We start from the raw sequence: 15,792 nt of genomic DNA on the forward strand, positions 1-15,792 counted from the left end.
AAGAGGGACTGAGAAATGCGCGGCGCGATGGCTGCGAAAATTCTCGGCGCGATGTTCGCGGCCGTCATTGCGGCCTCGGCCGCGCTCTGGCTCTGGGAGCTGGCTTTCGTCGTGGCGATCGGACTGCATACGCATAAATGGGCGGCGCTCAATCTTTTCTTCAGCCGCGCGGAGTTTTTGTTGCCGCTCTCGGTGGCGCTCGCGAGATGGCATGAGCCCGCCGTGTGGAGCCTGATTTGGAAGGCCAGCTTCTTCTGGTTTTTGGGCATGGTGCTGATCGCGGCCGGGATTGCGCAAGCGGTGGCGCACATGCGGGGCGTGGCTGCGCCAACGGATGGGGCTCGGCTCGCCGGTAGAGATGATCTGAGAAAGGCGGGGCTGCTCGGTGCGCCCAAGGGTTACAGCGTTTTCCTTGGGCGATTCGGTGGGGAGGATGTACGTTACGCCGGCGACTCGCACATTTTTGTGAACGGCCCGTCGCGTTCCGGCAAGGGCTACAATTTCGTCTTCACGAACGCGCTTGAATGGCGCGGCTCGCTGATCGCGATGGATATCAAGAAGGAAATTTTGGAGAAGACCGGCGCGGCGCGCGTGGCGATGGGCCAGCGTCTTTTCGTTTTCAGTCCTGGCTCGGTTGAGTCGCACAGGTGGAATCCGCTCGATTGCGTGGGCGAATGGCCGTCGCGCGCGACCGACGTGATGAACATCGCAAAGAGCATGATCGAGACGCCGGTCAACGCGGATGCGTATTGGGTCGAGACTGCGCATGGATTGTTCGGTGGATTGCTCGCCTATGTGCTGGAAAGCCGCACGGCGGAAGGAAAGCGGACGCTACAATCTGTCCTAAAACTGTTTAGCACGGGCGCGTCTTTGGGGCGCCGCTTCGCGGAAATTATCGTGAACGAACCCGAGTTGCATCCTTTCATCGTCGACAAATTCCGCCAACATCTCGGCCGCGACGAAGAGCAAAGGCTATCTTTTGAATCTCATATCGTCACGTCGCTTGAACCTTGGAACAATGAGCTGGTCGCGGCCGCGACGAGCTGCTCCGACTTTGACGTAGCAGAGTTTCGGCGGAAGCCGTTTACGGTTCTGCTGTGCAGCCCGCCCGGCAATTTGCGGTCCGTTATGTCCGTCGTCCGGCTCTTTGTGGAGATGGTGCACGACGTTCTGCTGCGACATCTCCCCCGCGCGGATGAGCCTTATAAGGTGCTGCTGCTGCTCGACGAGTTCTACCAGTTTAAGAAACAAAGCGAGATTGTTGACCGCACGCCTCTCGTCGCCGGATACGGTTTTCAAATCGCGATGGTGTCGCAAAGCATCGCCTCGCTCGATGTCACCTACGGGAAGTCCACGCGCGAAATGCTGCTGGGAAACATGGACGTGAAGCTGTTCGTGGCGATCGGCGATGAGTTGACGGCCGATTATGTCTCTCGCGCGCTCGGGAAGCATTATGTGCTGCGTGAGGGATGGGGCGAGTCTAATTCGGCTTCGCCGGGTGGATGGGGAGGGATGCGGCAGAGCCGTTCGATTCAACGCCGATGGGAGCCGGTTCCGCTGATTTCACCTGACGCTTTGGGGCGTCTGGACAATGGCAAGATGGTCTTGCTGTTGCGCGGTCAGTGGGGTTCGGTACTCGAGAAGGCTAATTTTTATCGCGACGCGCAGTACCTACAGGCGGTGAAGGCGGCGCAGCCTTTCGAGCGCCTCGTATCGGCCCCGAATGTGCTTGGCGATAAGACGCTCAATGACGATGAGCCCGACGAAGAGCGCGCGGGTAGGCGGCCGGGGCGGGTGGCGATCGGCCGCCGTCATTGGCCGGAGATTCAGGCGGTGCGCGATCTGGCCTCTCGCGCGTTTGTCGATCCGACGATGTTCAATGAGAAATTCGTGGATGCGATGGAACAAGTGTCAAATCAGCCGATGGCGGAAGTGGCGGCGACGTTGCGCCAGTCGCCCGAAAAGCTCGGGACGTTGAAAATCGGTCGAGGGATGTTCGCAAGGCGCAGCGTCGAAGACGTGCTCCTTGACCTGCGCAAGGCGGCGATCGCGGCGAAGCGGTCGCTGAATGATGATAGGGCACAGTTGGTGCCTGTGGACGGGGCGCCGGTGGTGGACGCGGCGGACGCGGTGTCGGCGGCGGAAGCGGGGCCGGTGACTGGTGAGGCGCCTGCGATGACGTATGGGGGCAGCGAGATGCCCGTCGCCGCCCAGGGCGACGACCCCGATTCCGCGACGTTGGAAAGGGAGGCGGAATTAAACCTTGGGGCCGTGGTCTCGGGCGTCGAGCGGTTGAAAGCGAATGGTGAGGTCGTGTCGGCCGCGTTGAAAGCGCGATTTGGCGAGGAAATCGAGGGCCTCTCGTTAAGTATGGGGATGTTCCTCGATACGCCGGACGATCTTTGGAAGCATATTCAGAAGCAACGAGGCGCGGCGGCATGAGATAGGGTCGCGGATCGGTGGCGACTTTGGTAGTGAATTCCGCGTTATATTTCGGCGAGGGACCGGCCTTCGGTAGTGGGTCCGTTTGCATTTCGCCAATGCGTCATAAGCGGCCGTAAATCGATGACAGGTTAGCGCCACGAGCGGACATTCGCCCGATAGTTCCATATGGGCCGCCCGCGCAAGCTCACCCGCCATCAGCGCGAGGAGGCTCTTGCAGCCCTTGCCAAAGGGACGGCGACGCAGGCAGACTTGGCCCGCCGTTTCAACGTCAACGGCAGCACAATTTCGAGGCTTGAACCTTGATGGACAGCGAAGAGCTCGACTCAGCCGTTGAGGCTCATCAACGCAAGCTTATAGAGGCCGCCGGAACGCTCATGGCCGTGCAGCGGGTGTGTGGCGATAAGGTGCGGGAGCAAACAAAAAGCGCCTACAGGCGGTTGACTGATGCTCACCTGCTAGTGACAGGAGTACTTGGAGCTGCGTTGCTACGGATCAATGGGATTGTAAAGCCTAGCACCAATAATAGCCAGGAGCGCAATGCTTTGTTTGCGGCATTTGTTATCGGGGCTCCTACCTGCGAGAATACAATTAAGGAGGGAAGGTATTTGCAAGCTAGTTGTCTGTTGCGGCAAGAGATGGAACTGCTCACGCAGCTCAAGGCGGTGAGAGCTGGACAGCGCGAAGAGAAACGACGCTCACCCAATATCTCGGCGCTCAAAGACAGCGGCTTTGGGGAATCGCTAGCGCGGCTGTATGACGAGCTGTCCGCTGCCGCGCATGCTTCGAAGCACCATATCGTCAGTTCCGTGACCGCGTATGAAGTTTCTGGCGATGATCTCCCCGGCCCAACCAGCGGGACACGTTACTTCCCTGAGTTTGACGAGGGTTGCGCCCGTCGCTCCTTCAGTTTGCATTTGTTACTGACCGTTGGGATCATTGAAGAGTTCGGTATTGCTCTTCGTGAAAACGGTGATGGCGAGGGGTTGAGCGAATGTGAGATCGAGGCCATCAATTTGGCTTTGGATTTAATGAAGGCAGAGGGGATGATTGAGATTAGTGTCTAGAGCGTTTCCATGAAAGCTTGGAGCTTGAGTTAATGCATACAAGTAACGCACTCTTCTGCTTATTTTTAGCAGCTCTCGTCGTAACCGCGTCAGCGCAGGTTATGAACTATCTCTGCATCGATTCTTGCCAACGAACGACCAAACGGAAATTTGCACTCTTCTTGGGGCTTATCGCCGTCGTTCTGTCCGGAGTGTCCGGTTATAAGCTAGCCGTCGATTGGAGTGAGTTGCCAAAATCCCCCGAAGGTTTGCGATCTGGCGAGCTTTGGAACGACGGCGGCATTCCAGCCATCGTGCCGAAAGTTCCATAATGAGCGTTACGTGTCTTGCAAAAGGTAGAGCTTTTGCAAGAGCGAAATTTGTCTCGGATCTGAATGACGGCTTTGGTTCACTTTTTCACGTTCACGAACGGCGAGGTTGCGCCAGCTGCGGACTCAGGCTCGGCTATGATTATCGGACATTGAGCATCGGCAAACTCGAGGAAGCTGGCGGTCCCACTGCGATCACGCAAGCGGACCGCGACTCGCTCAACGGTCGCTGCTACCACCCCTCCTTTACAGATAGTTGCGCCGCCAATATTGTCGCGACAGACGATACAGCTGGGGCTGACCAATGCTCCTGAGTGGGGCGGATGATGGCAGAAGTAGTCAGTAAGTTCAATGCGACTGGGTCAATGGTGGGTTACCTTTACCAATGCCGGGAGGCGTTACTTCTCGGGATTGAGGAAACGAAGAGCTTTCCGAATCTATATCTGTCTATCGAGCGATTTGACGATGTAGCTTTCGAGAAAGGCGGCACACCAAATGTACTGTTGCAGCTCAAACATCACGCTAAGCCTGGCAACCTGACCGATGCCAGCCCCGACCTTTGGAAGACGCTTCGGATTTGGAGCGAGCAGGTCGCCGCCAATCCCCAGCTTCCAGTTGAACGGCGGTTTGTAATCATCACTACAGGCACGGCCGGCGAGAATAGCGTCGCGGCGAAGCTGCGAGTCCCGCGCGAAAAGAAGACAGATGAGGCGGATGCACTCAAAGCACTTGAGAAGACGGCGAAGGAATCGACCAACGAGGACACCAAGGAAGCGCGCGCGGCATTTCTCGCTCTCTCGCCGGAGAGTCGCGCAAACCTCATCAGCGCAATTCAGGTCAGGGACAACTCGCCCAACATCACAGACGTTCGCGCTGAGATCGAAGACCGCCTAGCGTTCGCCGCTCCGCTTGAGCACATTCCGCACTTGGTCGACCATCTCGAAGGGTGGTGGTTCGCCCAGGTAGTGCGTAAGCGTGATCGGACGACCGCGTGTCGCTATGCGGCGACAGCTTGCGACGTTCCACGCCGCCATTTCCACGGAAGGAGGTCGTCGATCCGGTTGATCGGGTGATCGGCGATGCGAGCGATGACGTCGGCGAGCCAGGCTTCCGGATCGACGTCATTGAAGCGCGCGGTTTCGATCAGTGTATACATGATCGCCGCTCTTCGCCCACCCTCGTCGGAGCCGGCGAAGAGATAGTTTTTTCTGCCCAATGTGAGTGGTCTGATGGCGCGTTCGGCGGCGTTGTTCGTCATCTCGAGACGCCCGTCATCCACGTAGCGGGTCAAGGCCGTCCAGCGAGAGGTCGCATAGCGGATGGCCTTCGCGAAGTCGCTCTTGCCGCTGATTTTGACCAGCGTCGCGTCGAGGAGCGCGCGTAGCTCTTCCAGAATGGGATTCGCCCGCTCGCGGCGCGCGGCGACGCGCTCGGCCGGCGGTCTGCCTTTGACGCCGGCTTCGATGGTGAAGAGCCGCGCGATCATTTCGAGCGCCTCGGCCGCCGCCGGTGATTTCGTTTCGATATGCACGTCGTAAATTTTGCGCCTCGCATGCGCCCAGCAGGCGACCTCCTTCAGCGGCGCCGGCGCGTCGGTTTTCGGATCGGCCTCGTAAAGGCCGCCGAAGCCCGTATAGCCGTCGGCATGGAGATGGCCGCGGCAGCCCTTCAGCAAGGCATGGGCGTGTTCGGAGGTGCGGTCCGGCGAGTAGAGGTAGAAGGCGGCCGGCGGCGCCGTCGACCCATAGGGCCGTTCATCGCGCACCGCGGTCCACAATCGGCCGGTCTTCGTCCTGCCGCGCCCCGGATCGAGCACGGGAACCGTCGTATCGTCCGCGTGAATGGCGGAGCCTGCGCGCACATGACGCGCGATGCGCTGAGCCAACGGCTCTAGCAGCGCCGCCATATGCCCGACCCAGCCGGCCATGACCGAGCGGTCGATCGTCACACCCTCGCGGGCGTAAATGCCGGACTGGCGATGCAGGGGAAGATGATCGCAATATTTGGAGACGATCACATGAGCGAGCAACGCCGGCCCCGGCCGTCCCTTCTCGATCGGCAGCGTCGGCATGGGCGCCTGAACGATCGTCTCGCAGGCGCGGCAGCTCATCTTCGGCCGTACATGCACCACGCGCTTGAAGTGCGAGGCGACGTATTCCAGCACGTCCCGCTTGTCGGCGCCTACCGGTCCGAATTTGTTCCCGCCGCAGGTCGGGCAGACGCAGGGCGCGTCGTGGACGATCGTCTCGACCGGGAGATGATCGGGCAGAGGAACGCGAACGGACGGCTTCTTCTTCGGCGTCGATGACGAAGCGCCGCTCTCGGCCGCTTCGCTCCGCGCCTTCCGCTCAGCGTCGCTCTCCTCCATGTCGCCGATCAGCAGTTCGAGCTGTTCGATATCGCGGTCGAGCTTTTCCGACGAACGCCCAAAGCGCGCGCGCCGCAATACGGCGAGCTGCATTTTCAGCTTCTCGATCAGCAGCGTTTTGGCGTGAACTTCTGCGGCGAGCGCCTCCGCGAAACGCCGCAGTTCGGCGGGGTCCTCGGGCAAATCAGCAGCGGCGCGCGACATGATTTCGTCTATCACGAAACAGGTGACGGCGCAGCTCGAGAATGCCTGATTTCTACAGGAAGGCCGGGCGTTCCGGCGCTTCTGGCGCAACCGTCCGCCGCCAGTCGATCCCTTCGATCAGCAAGGCCAGTTGCGCCGCCGTCAATTGCAACGCGCCCTCGACGATCGGCGGCCAGACGAACTTTCCCTTCTCCAGCCGCTTGGCGAAAAGACACAGGCCCGACCCGTCCCAGGTCAAAATCTTCACGTAGTCGCCGCGCTTGCTGCGGAACACGAAGGCCGCGCCAGAAAAAGGATCGTTGCGTAGAACCTGCGCCACGTCGGCGGCGAGCCCGTCGAAGCCGCGCCGCATGTCGACGGGCTTCAGCGCCAGATAGACCTTCATCCTCGGCGCGAACTGAAGCATCAAAGATCACCCAGCGCAGACAACACGCGGCGCAGAGCTTCCGCATCCACGTCGGCGTCGAGCGACAAGCGCGCGCCATTCGGCAGGCTGACTTCCATGGCGCCGCGCCGCACGCTCTTGCGCGCCCCACGCGCCGGCGTGGCGACATTCTTCGCGACCGGCGCCGACGACGGCGCCAGAGCCGGGCTCACCGGGGCCGGTTTCAACTCCAGCAACTCGACGGGAACGAAGGTTTGCGCGGCCAGCTCCGGCGACAGTCTCGCAGTCGCCGTCTCGTTTTGCGGCGCGCGCCGACGATCCAGCCAGCCTTCGCGCGAACGCCGCAGCCATTTGAAAATCAGATTGGCGTTCAATCCGCGCCGTCGCGCAACCGCCGCTACGGACGCGCCAGGCGCCAACGCCTCCGCGACAATCCGCTGCCGTTCTTCAAGGCTCCACGTGCGCCGCTTGACGCCATCCTTCGCCGCCGACATTTGGTGTCCACCTGTTCGATGGTGGACACCTAACCCACTCCATATGCCTCCCGGTAGGCGGTCGTCAGATCACGCTTACGGTAGTGCTCTCTCTCAGCGCTCCGGATACTCCAGCCATCTCCCTTCTCGCCCTCCGGCTGAAGATCGATGAGATCGCGACCGCGTACAAAACCGGCCAGCTCCTTCTGAATGACGAAGCCGCTCAAATCTCGGAGGCCGATCTTATAGCGTCTGACGCGCGCATCTTCGTCAAACAGATGCGCCGGATCGGTCTTCAGGATGACGTCGTCGAGTACGCCAAGCGAGACTACTATCGGGCAACCGCTCAGCGCTCGGCCTGGGCGCGCGAGAACGTCCTACTCGACGGCGAATCTCACCGTTACGATGAGGAACTCGTCGATCGGTGGAGACGGGAGCGACTGGCGAGGGAGGCCGGCGCTTCGCTGGCATCCGACAACGAAAAGTGCACCTTCGGCAGAGAGCTGTTCCACTGGGCAAACCGAACTCAGATGCCCTTTCGTAATCGTCACGAGATGTGGCTGTGTTCGGGCTCCTATCAGATCCTCGCCGATGTGCTGGCCGTCGGCTGGCACCCTGACCACCAGTCGCTCTTCGCTCCGGCGCAGGAGAAGGCGGCATGAGCCTCGCGCCCTGGGCAAAGCGAACTCCCGAGGAAGCGAACCTCTTCAATCCTGCTCTCCTCGGACTGCTCGCATCAGAGTTCATCAAGGAGTTTTCGAAAGCGAAGGGCGCGCCGTGCCCGTTCGCATTGCCCTTTTGCGCGTTGCCCATTGCGCTTCACTGCAAGACGCGAGCCAGTCTGCCAGCGACGACTGTGACTTCTTTGTACACCTGGCGCGAACGCAATCCTGAGGCTCTGGTCGGCTACGCGGACCGCGCGAAATCGCTTCGACCCGCAGTCCAAGAAGCAATCCGCTTTTGCATGGATCGAGGCGCGCTTGAAGTGGCGTCAGACGGCGGACTCAAGCTCGGGAAGGTGCCGGTATCGGCTACAAAGAAATTCGAATTCACGCTCACGCGCGACGCTCAGGAATGCATTAGCGCTGCGAGGCTGCTTGGCCGCTGGTTCGCAAAGGCAGGAACGACATCGACCATTCTCGCGGCCTGGGGAATCAAGCCATGAGCATGACGATCAAGCAGATTGTTCTCTATTCTCACACCGGGGAGCAACGGCCACTTCTTTTCAAGAGCAGCTGTCTCAACGTCATTACGGGCGATTCCAAGACGGGCAAGTCGGCCATCATCGACATCATCGACTATTGCCTTGGTCGCGGTAGCTGCAACGTGGCCGAAGGGGTTATCCGACGTAGCGTTTCCTGGTTTGGACTTGAGGTTGAGAACGACGGCAGCGCGCTCTTCATCGCGCGGAAGAACCCCGGACCAGGGACCGATGCCGGTTCGGAAATCTATGTCCGACGCGGCTCGTTTGATGCTCCGCCGGAGTTCGCCGACCTCGCTCGAAATCTGAGTGAAGGCGAGTTGGTCAGCCTGCTTACGCGTTTCATCGGTATCTCGGAAAACGAGCACCGACCGCAGAGCGGAACGCGCCTGCCACTAGAGGCGACGATCAGGCATGCGCTGTTCCTCTGCTTTCAAAAGCAGGACGAAATCGACAACCGCGACCGACTTTTCCACCGGCAGGGCGATCAATTTATCCCCCAGGCCATTAAGGACACGTTTCCCTACTTCCTAGGCGCGGTCGACGAGGAGCACTTCCTCAAACAGCACGAGTTGGACACCGCCAGGGAAGCGCTGCGAGAGCTAGAGCAGCGAGCCTCGCGCCAGCAAGAGCAGCGGAATATCGACCTCGGGCGGGCACGCAGGTTCGTCAATGATGGAAAGCGCGTTGGCATCGTGCCGCAGGACTTCGAGCCGGCGCAAGTCGACGCCACCATTCGAGTACTCACCGCAGCCAGCCAGGTCGAACTTAGCAACGCCGCAGCGCTTCCAGATTTCGGAGACACCATAAACCGACTGCGCGACGAGCAATCGACGCTGCGGGAAACCCTCTATCGAGTAACTGAAGACGCGCGGACCGCTCGCCTGCTGTTCTCAGAACGGAGCGCTTTCAGCCGGGAAGTCAGCGAACAACGTTCGCGCCTAAGCTCCATTGGTCTATATCGCAACGAGGCCGATGAGCGTGAGGTCTGCCCGGTCTGTGATTCGCCGCTCACTGTGCCCACACCAGGCACAAGCCACATTCGCGCAGCGCTTGCCAACGTCTCCACCCAATTGCAAGCCGTGGAGATCGAGCAGCCGCATTTGCAACGGCACATCGAGGAGCTGGAAGCGAAAAAGCTCCAGCTTGAGAAGGAACTCGTTGACGCCCAAACGGCGCTCGTGCGCGCCATCGCGGAAGATGAACGGGCGCGAGCCCAGCACGATGCGCTGCTAGAACGCGCGCGCGTCGTCGGCCGTATCGGCACGTATCTTGATGGTCTTCACCCGGACCAGACCGAGCAAGACCTGACGCCGCTCATCGAAGCTGCACGCCGGCGCGTCGAAGGGCTCGAAGCCGCAATTAATGCAGATGACGCCGCTCAACGCCTCGACACCTACTTGAACATCATCAGCAAGCAGATGTCGGAATTTGCGAAAGGGCTCGATCTTGAACACAGCGGTAGCGAGCTGCGGCTCGACCTCAAGAAACTGACAGTTGTTGCCGACACCGAGGACGGTCCTATCCCGCTCAACCGAATGGGCAGCGGTGAGAATTGGGTCGGCTATCACGTGCTGACCTATCTGGCGCTGCATTGGTGGTTCCGCCGCCGCAAGCGCCCGGTGCCAGGTATCTTGATTTTCGATCAGCCGTCGCAGGCCCACTACCCAGCGGATCGCGATCAAGAAGGCAGCCTAGATCCGCTGGAAGACAAAGATCGGCATGCGGTACAGGCGTTGTTTGAACTGATGCACGCGGCCTGTTCGGAGATGGAGGATCTGCAACTCATTGTTCTCGACCACGCCCACCTGACCGATCCTTGGTTCGAAGATGCGATTGTAGAAGAGTGGCGGCGCGGCCGATTCCTGGTCCCGCCTCATTGGGATTCGCGCCCGAACTAGAAGCTTGGCCTTAGGGCTTCGCTCCCGGCGCGCTTCGAGGCGACAAACTAGTCGCATTTCAAGCTATGCGGCAGAGATCCATCTTGTGTGCCGGCCAAAAGCGGACCTTACGAGGGTCTCAGATGGGTCAGGAGCGAGCGGCCTTTCGCGAGGGGCTGCTTCGCGCCAATGGCAGAAACCGGATGCAGTCGTGCGAGCCGCTCTCTCATTGAGTATCGCTAGTCACGCACCAATCCAGCGTGTCACATTTGTCGCACAGATCGCAGGTGTCACACGCTATGCACGCATCGTTTATGAAGCAGCCGTACTTCTGAACATTGTCTACCCCATGAGCTTTGATCTCCTCCCACTTTTCGATGAATTTTTTTGAGAAGGTAATGTTGTATCCGTGTTGTTTCTGGAGAGATTTCAGGATTTCCTCGATATTGGGAAGCGATCCCGGGTCTGTCTTCTGTGCCATTTTCCTACCTCGCTAGCATCAGGTCCGTACTCGCGACGGACTCTGCAACCATCAGCATTATGCGTTGAATATGACCCGGCGCACTTGGCGGCTTTGTCGGATCACCGTTGGCGTTGTGATTGATTGCCATGCATGATCCCCCGCAGGATCCCTGAATGGCGCATCTCGAACACCACGGGCTTTGCACGACCGAACTGCTCAAGAAGGAACCGCATCCCTGCTTTGCCGTCCTCCGATTCGCCTCGATGAAATACGACCGACGAGCTTGATCGATGCCTCGGAAGACATTTCCTATCTTCACAGAGTCGCTTTTCTTGAAGTATCCCGGGTACCGGTGACACGGGTATATGTCGCCAAGCGCGTCCACGAAAACAAACGTGGTGGCAGCACCGCACCCGAATTTTCCGGAAGAGGCGCAGGCTGCCTCCAGATCTTTCACTGGATCTTGGTAGAGTCCCTTGATCGCGAGGTCGATCCCATTCATTCGGCAATGTAAGTATAGTGCGGCGACCTTGAGCCACTGGTCCTCGAAAGTGCGGAATACGTCCTCCGTCCAGTTGTCCTCAGCTACAATGCTCATCGCTATCCGCGTGATTCCCAGATCAACAATCTCTTTGATGCTGTTAAAGAGGATCGGCACATTGTCGACACCAACTGTGACTCTGGCCTTGAAATTTGGTGCCCGTTTGAGGCGGTCCAGATTGTCGTAAATATCGGCAAACGATCCCTTCCCATTGTGGTGCAGGCGATGTTTGTCGTGAGCCATCTGACCACCGTCTAGACTCAACAGCGTGCTGATCTTGTAACGCTGACAGATGTCGAGCATTCGACCATCAAACCGAGTGCCGTTTGTTGTCATGGAAAACGAGACACACCGCCCTTTTCGACGGCCGCGTTCCGTAGCTTCCTCAGCGAGGCGGACTATTGAACCCGGGAACAAAGTCGGTTCGCCGCCAAACAAATTGATATGCCAATTACCTTCGTCGTCGTCGTTGTTCTCGAGGATGTCGAGGGCTTTTGAGGTGATACGGTCACTGATACCTATCGGCTCCTTCTCTCGAAAGTAGCAATAGGAGCACGCGAGGTTGCACGCGTCAGTTATCTGAAGTGACAAGGCCTTGATAGAGGGCAGGCTGTTCATTTCAAGACGTCCCCCTACAGAGGCTCGACGAAACCTATCATTTGCGCTCTTCCGTAACAACATTTGGAACAGGCGACTTTCTCCGCCCCGGCTTGCGTCCGAATTGGCTTAGGTCGCTTCCCCGCCTGTTGACAATCAAGGTGAGCTGAGACCTCGAACGTCCGCTTCGGGTCAAAAGGGGAAATTCAAACTGACCCACTACCCGGCCTTGTTGAAGGCGGCAAACCGCGGTTTGGATTGGATGTGGGGCGAGAAATAATCTCGTCGTACCGTAGGGCGGTGGCTGCGGTAGTCGAAAACCGCCAGTGGCTCTAAAACAAATAAGCCGGGCGACGCCCGGCTTTTCTGCTTTCAGCGCAATTACTCGCGGTGGCGTGGTTTCTCGCTTTGGCGCTCGGTCTCACGCTGTTTCTCGCGTTCGAGATTTGCGCGGTCCTGTTGCGCCTGCTTGTCCTTCGCTTGTTGGTCTTCGGTTAGAACCTTGGACTGTTCTGCGCGGAGCTCGCGAACTCTCTCTGTCGCGTTGGGGTTGGCGGGAATTTCCCTGCGAGGATTTTCGTCGGCGGCGCGATCGGCGTCACGGGCGGCGGCGGCTTCGGACGACGCGACGGGGTTGGGTTTGTGCGACTCCGTGGCCTGGCGAGCCTCTTGGGTTTCGCGTTTCGCCTCCTGATCGAGTCGCTCGCGCACCTGGTCCAGGGCGATGACGCGCTCGGCGTCCGTGCGGCCGGGGCCTTTTTCGTCGGCGCGCACGGGGGCGGTCTCAGACTCGCGCTCTTTTTCTTTCGGCGCATTCTGGTTGGCTGCGCCGGTGGGCGCGTCGGCCGGCGTCTGGACGGCGGAGGTCTGTTTGGCCTCGGCTGGCTTGCCCTGGGACTCGGCCGAGGCGGGCGCGGTCTCTTTGGCGGGTTCCTTTTCCTTCATGCCTTCGCGCATCGCGGGGCGTTGTGCCTCGATGTCGGCGCGGGCCTTCTCGATACGGTCTTGAAGCTCGGGATTTGTGATTTTGAATCCGTGCTCGGCGGCGAGCTGAACAACGGTCTCTTTGTATTTTTCGTTGCCGGTGATGTTGATTGTTTCCCACTTCGAAGCAGCGACGCGCAGAGCGGCAAGCACCGTCTCTTTGTGGTTCCAATCGTTGACGTCGAGCTGCTTTCCCTTGTCCACGAAGGCGAGGGCGACGCGCTGGCCAGTGTCGTCATGGCGGCTGTAGTGGATTTCACTACCTTTGCGCTCGTGGGTAATCTGCGGCGTTGTCTCGATCGGCGCGGGCTGGACGTACTTGTCGCCGGCCATTTCGACGGGCTTGGCTTCAAGCCGCTTCTGGGCCTCGATCGCCTTTTGAGCAGCGTCGAGGATGGTGGTGCGTTGTTCCTCGAAGGCTTGCTTTTTGTCGGGCTCAACCATGGAGCTGATATTGTCGAGGCGCTTGCGCATATCGTCGAGGGCGTAGGTCATCGTTTCTGCGGTTCTCATCTGGCCTCCGTCTTTGATCGTTCGGCTTTCCATGTGGCTGACGGCTCGCTCCGCACGCTGCTTGAGCCGATGTAGATCGGCGTGCGGGATAGGCTGTCGTTCGGCGGCAACGCGCGCCGGAACGGCAAACATCGTATCAGGATTTATATTTGCGCGTTTTACCTCTGCAAGTCGCTCGCGCGAAACGTCGAGGTAGACGAGCTGCCCGCCATTGTGGGCGGCGAGGGTTTCGGCGGCGGCGCGGTCGGCTGTGAACATTACGGTCGCGTGCGCGGGTGCGTTCTTTGGCTCTGCCCGGTAGAGGCGCAACGCGCCCTCGCGCAAAGGCGGCATGGCAGCCGTAGCGGCGAGGCTCTGATTGACGGCGCCCCATTCGCGCGCCACGCGGCTCGCGTGGGCGCGGCCTTCGTCTCGGGTGGGGCGGTGGATGGCCCGCTCCTTCACGGCTTCCACGCGGCGCCGGACCGACTCCGGGGCAGTTCCACGCTCGACCATGCGAATGTCCTTGAGCTTGTAGGCCGGTACATTCGCTTCATCGAAGCGGCTGGTTGCCTCCATGGGGATTTGTCGCTCTCGCGCCTCTTCGGCGAGGGTCTCGCGCCAACGGCGGAAGTCGACAATGTTCGGGTGGAGCCGCTCGCCGCGCTCGTTCTCCATGCGGATGGCGGCGTGAACGTGAATGTGCTCCCGGTTCGTGTGCAGAACGAAGATGTATTCATGACCGGCAAACTCTTTCGCGAGCGTCGCGCGCGTAGCGTCGAGGAAGGCGTCCTTGTCCGTGCTGGGCTTGGCGCTGAAAACGACATGGGCGAAATCGCGTGGCTCGTTCGAGCGCATCTGGCGGCGCCAGGATGTTGCCATCTCGAGATTGGGATTGAAGTTGTCGCTCGGTGATTTGCCGGAACGCCGCTCGTAGCGCTGGAAGGCTTCTTCTTTTAAGTCCTGCTTGCTGGAGGTCTCCGCGTCCAGCTCCCCGGCCCGAGTTAGTCGGGCGAGCTGTCGGGTTGCTCCTTCAATGCCATGCGCCCAGCCTTGGACTTCAATCTTCGCGTCGCGGTCAAAGGCGGTCTCGATGCGGTCGTATAGCCCCTCGGTAGATTTCTTGTTGGGATAAAAGCGATCGGCCTTGCCGTTCTCGTTGCGCTGCGATCCGGCCGCAAGCGCGACAACATGAACATGGGTCTGGTCGCCGCGAGTCTCCGCGCGCCATGCGAAGACATGGCCGCGCAGCGCCTCATGAAGAGACTCGCGAATGGTCTCATTCGTCAACGGCTCGTCGAAAGCGGCTGTGAAAGCGAGCGAGTCTTTCGACGGCTCGCGCCCGCTGGACTCCGCGCCCCATTCGGAGGCGAGGGCGGAAATGTCCTCGGCCCCTTTGAGGATTATCCCGTCGTGACGCTCGGCGGCGAGTTCCCCTTTGTCGGTCTGGTAGCTCATCAACGCATGAGCCCGCGCCCGGCCGGCGCCGAAACTTGCGAGTTTGACGACGGCGGCCTGTGATCCTCCTGCGAGCGCGGATTTCACAACAACAGAGGACCGCTCCGGCCCCTGCGAAGCGGCGGGGCGGGCCTTGGCAGTCGGCGCTACTGGCTTCGACCGAACGGCGGGCGCTGCGTCGCCTCCGCCACCTCCCCCACCTCGGCGCCGCCGTTTACGCAGCCCTTCGTCTTCGATCTGGCGCGTATCTTGGGATGCCGGCGCGGTGGGCGCACGGTCTGGCGTCTCCGTTGTGAAGGGCGAGGGCGCCGCCCGCGTGACGCTCGGAGTTTGCTTCTCGGGTCGCGGTGCCCGCGCCGGTTGGCCGGCGTCGCCAATCTCGAACGACGGGGCCGCGCCAGCGAACGCCGCAGCGCTCGCGAAGTCGCTCCCGCGACGCCGCGCTCTCAACCTCTCCAGCTCGGCCTGCATTTCGCCCAAGCCCAGTCCAATGTCCGACAGAGGAAGCCCGCCAGTCATTCCGCCGTCCGCGAGATGGCGCGCGCGGCGCGTTCCTGCGACCGGGCGCAGAGGGAGCGATAAAGGGCGGTCAGTTCCATGATGAGCCCGCGCGCGGTGGCAAGCCATTCCGCCACATCGTCGCTTCCGATGACGTGTCCAGCGTTCATGTGCCGGACGGCCTGATTGAGATTTGTGCCAAGGGCGCGAAGCTGTCGGGTGAGTGCAACGATTTCTGCGCGGGCGTCGCCTTCGAACGTCGGCCCCATAAAGACGGCCTGCCTCACAAAGCGTCGCATGACCTCGCTCGGCGAGAGGTTCACCTGTGCACAAAACCCCTTGAACGCGTCGTGCTCTTCCGCCGTGAGGCGCACCTGAAGGAGGGCGGTTTTCGGCCGCTTCGCGCCTTGATCCATCCGGGTCTCCGTTTC

At 60.3% G+C, this 15,792-nt stretch carries 14 protein-coding genes; 7 read left to right on the top strand and 7 right to left on the bottom strand.

Features of this window, described 5'->3' with window-relative positions; all coding sequences use genetic code 11:
* Window positions 1-15: 15 nt before the first annotated feature.
* The 4 genes from QMG84_RS19390 to QMG84_RS19405 all read left to right on the top strand — a co-directional run bounded on the left by QMG84_RS19390 (window position 16) and on the right by QMG84_RS19405 (window position 4,890).
* A complete protein-coding gene (locus QMG84_RS19390) occupies window positions 16-2,442 on the top strand; it encodes a type IV secretory system conjugative DNA transfer family protein (RefSeq protein WP_281932646.1) in 2,427 nt (808 codons plus the stop codon).
* Between the two features lie 168 nt (window positions 2,443-2,610).
* The gene (locus tag QMG84_RS19395) at window positions 2,611-2,748 is read left to right on the top strand and encodes a helix-turn-helix domain-containing protein (RefSeq protein WP_281932647.1); all 138 of its coding nucleotides are present in this window, start codon (window positions 2,611-2,613) and stop codon (window positions 2,746-2,748) included.
* Entirely contained in the window at window positions 2,745-3,509 is a 765-nt protein-coding gene (locus tag QMG84_RS19400) for a hypothetical protein (protein ID WP_281932648.1), read from the top strand. Before QMG84_RS19395 ends, QMG84_RS19400 begins: the two co-directional genes overlap by 4 nt.
* Before the next feature lie 631 nt (window positions 3,510-4,140).
* Window positions 4,141-4,890: a hypothetical protein gene (locus QMG84_RS19405; RefSeq protein WP_281932649.1), complete on the top strand. Its 750-nt coding sequence runs from the start codon at window positions 4,141-4,143 to the stop codon at window positions 4,888-4,890.
* Here QMG84_RS19405 and tnpC read toward each other — a convergent pair.
* From tnpC to tnpA, 3 genes are read right to left on the bottom strand one after another with little or no spacing between them, the layout of a single operon-like run.
* Window positions 4,815-6,389, bottom strand: a complete 1,575-nt coding sequence (gene tnpC, locus QMG84_RS19410; RefSeq protein WP_281932699.1) for an IS66 family transposase — start codon at window positions 6,387-6,389, stop codon at window positions 4,815-4,817. The two genes, QMG84_RS19405 and tnpC, sit on opposite strands and share 76 nt — an antisense overlap.
* A 52-nt stretch (window positions 6,390-6,441) precedes the next feature.
* Window positions 6,442-6,795: an IS66 family insertion sequence element accessory protein TnpB gene (tnpB, locus tag QMG84_RS19415; RefSeq protein WP_281932650.1), complete on the bottom strand. Its 354-nt coding sequence runs from the start codon at window positions 6,793-6,795 to the stop codon at window positions 6,442-6,444.
* Window positions 6,795-7,268, bottom strand: a complete 474-nt coding sequence (gene tnpA, locus QMG84_RS19420) for an IS66-like element accessory protein TnpA (RefSeq protein ID WP_281932651.1) — start codon at window positions 7,266-7,268, stop codon at window positions 6,795-6,797. Before tnpA ends, tnpB begins: the two co-directional genes overlap by 1 nt.
* 83 nt (window positions 7,269-7,351) lie before the next feature.
* Between tnpA and QMG84_RS19425 the strand changes: the two genes are divergently transcribed.
* The 3 genes from QMG84_RS19425 to QMG84_RS19435 are packed head-to-tail and all read left to right on the top strand — an operon-like array spanning window position 7,352 to window position 10,349.
* The gene (locus QMG84_RS19425; RefSeq protein WP_281932652.1) at window positions 7,352-7,909 is read left to right on the top strand and encodes an ABC-three component system protein; all 558 of its coding nucleotides are present in this window, start codon (window positions 7,352-7,354) and stop codon (window positions 7,907-7,909) included.
* Entirely contained in the window at window positions 7,906-8,412 is a 507-nt protein-coding gene (locus QMG84_RS19430; protein WP_281932653.1) for a three component ABC system middle component, read from the top strand. Before QMG84_RS19425 ends, QMG84_RS19430 begins: the two co-directional genes overlap by 4 nt.
* Window positions 8,409-10,349 carry a DUF3732 domain-containing protein gene (locus QMG84_RS19435; protein ID WP_281932654.1) on the top strand — a complete coding sequence of 647 codons (1,941 nt, stop codon included), beginning with the start codon at window positions 8,409-8,411 and terminating at the stop codon, window positions 10,347-10,349. Before QMG84_RS19430 ends, QMG84_RS19435 begins: the two co-directional genes overlap by 4 nt.
* A 205-nt stretch (window positions 10,350-10,554) precedes the next feature.
* Here the strand turns inward: QMG84_RS19435 and papA are convergent, their stop codons facing one another.
* The 4 genes from papA to QMG84_RS19450 form a co-directional block, all read right to left on the bottom strand.
* Entirely contained in the window at window positions 10,555-10,809 is a 255-nt protein-coding gene (papA, locus tag QMG84_RS21500; protein ID WP_350356532.1) for a freyrasin family ranthipeptide, read from the bottom strand.
* A gap of 4 nt (window positions 10,810-10,813) precedes the next feature.
* Window positions 10,814-11,950, bottom strand: a complete 1,137-nt coding sequence (gene papB, locus QMG84_RS19440) for a PapB family radical SAM/SPASM ranthipeptide maturase (RefSeq protein WP_281932655.1) — start codon at window positions 11,948-11,950, stop codon at window positions 10,814-10,816.
* 360 nt (window positions 11,951-12,310) lie between these two features.
* Entirely contained in the window at window positions 12,311-14,950 is a 2,640-nt protein-coding gene (locus QMG84_RS19445; RefSeq protein WP_281932656.1) for an LPD7 domain-containing protein, read from the bottom strand.
* A 428-nt stretch (window positions 14,951-15,378) separates the two neighbouring features.
* Window positions 15,379-15,777 (bottom strand): plasmid mobilization protein, encoded by a 399-nt coding sequence (locus QMG84_RS19450; RefSeq protein WP_281932657.1) that lies wholly within the window; start codon window positions 15,775-15,777, stop codon window positions 15,379-15,381.
* Window positions 15,778-15,792 lie beyond the last annotated feature (15 nt).

The organism is Methylocystis iwaonis (assembly GCF_027925385.1).
GTDB lineage: Bacteria > Pseudomonadota > Alphaproteobacteria > Rhizobiales > Beijerinckiaceae > Methylocystis > Methylocystis iwaonis.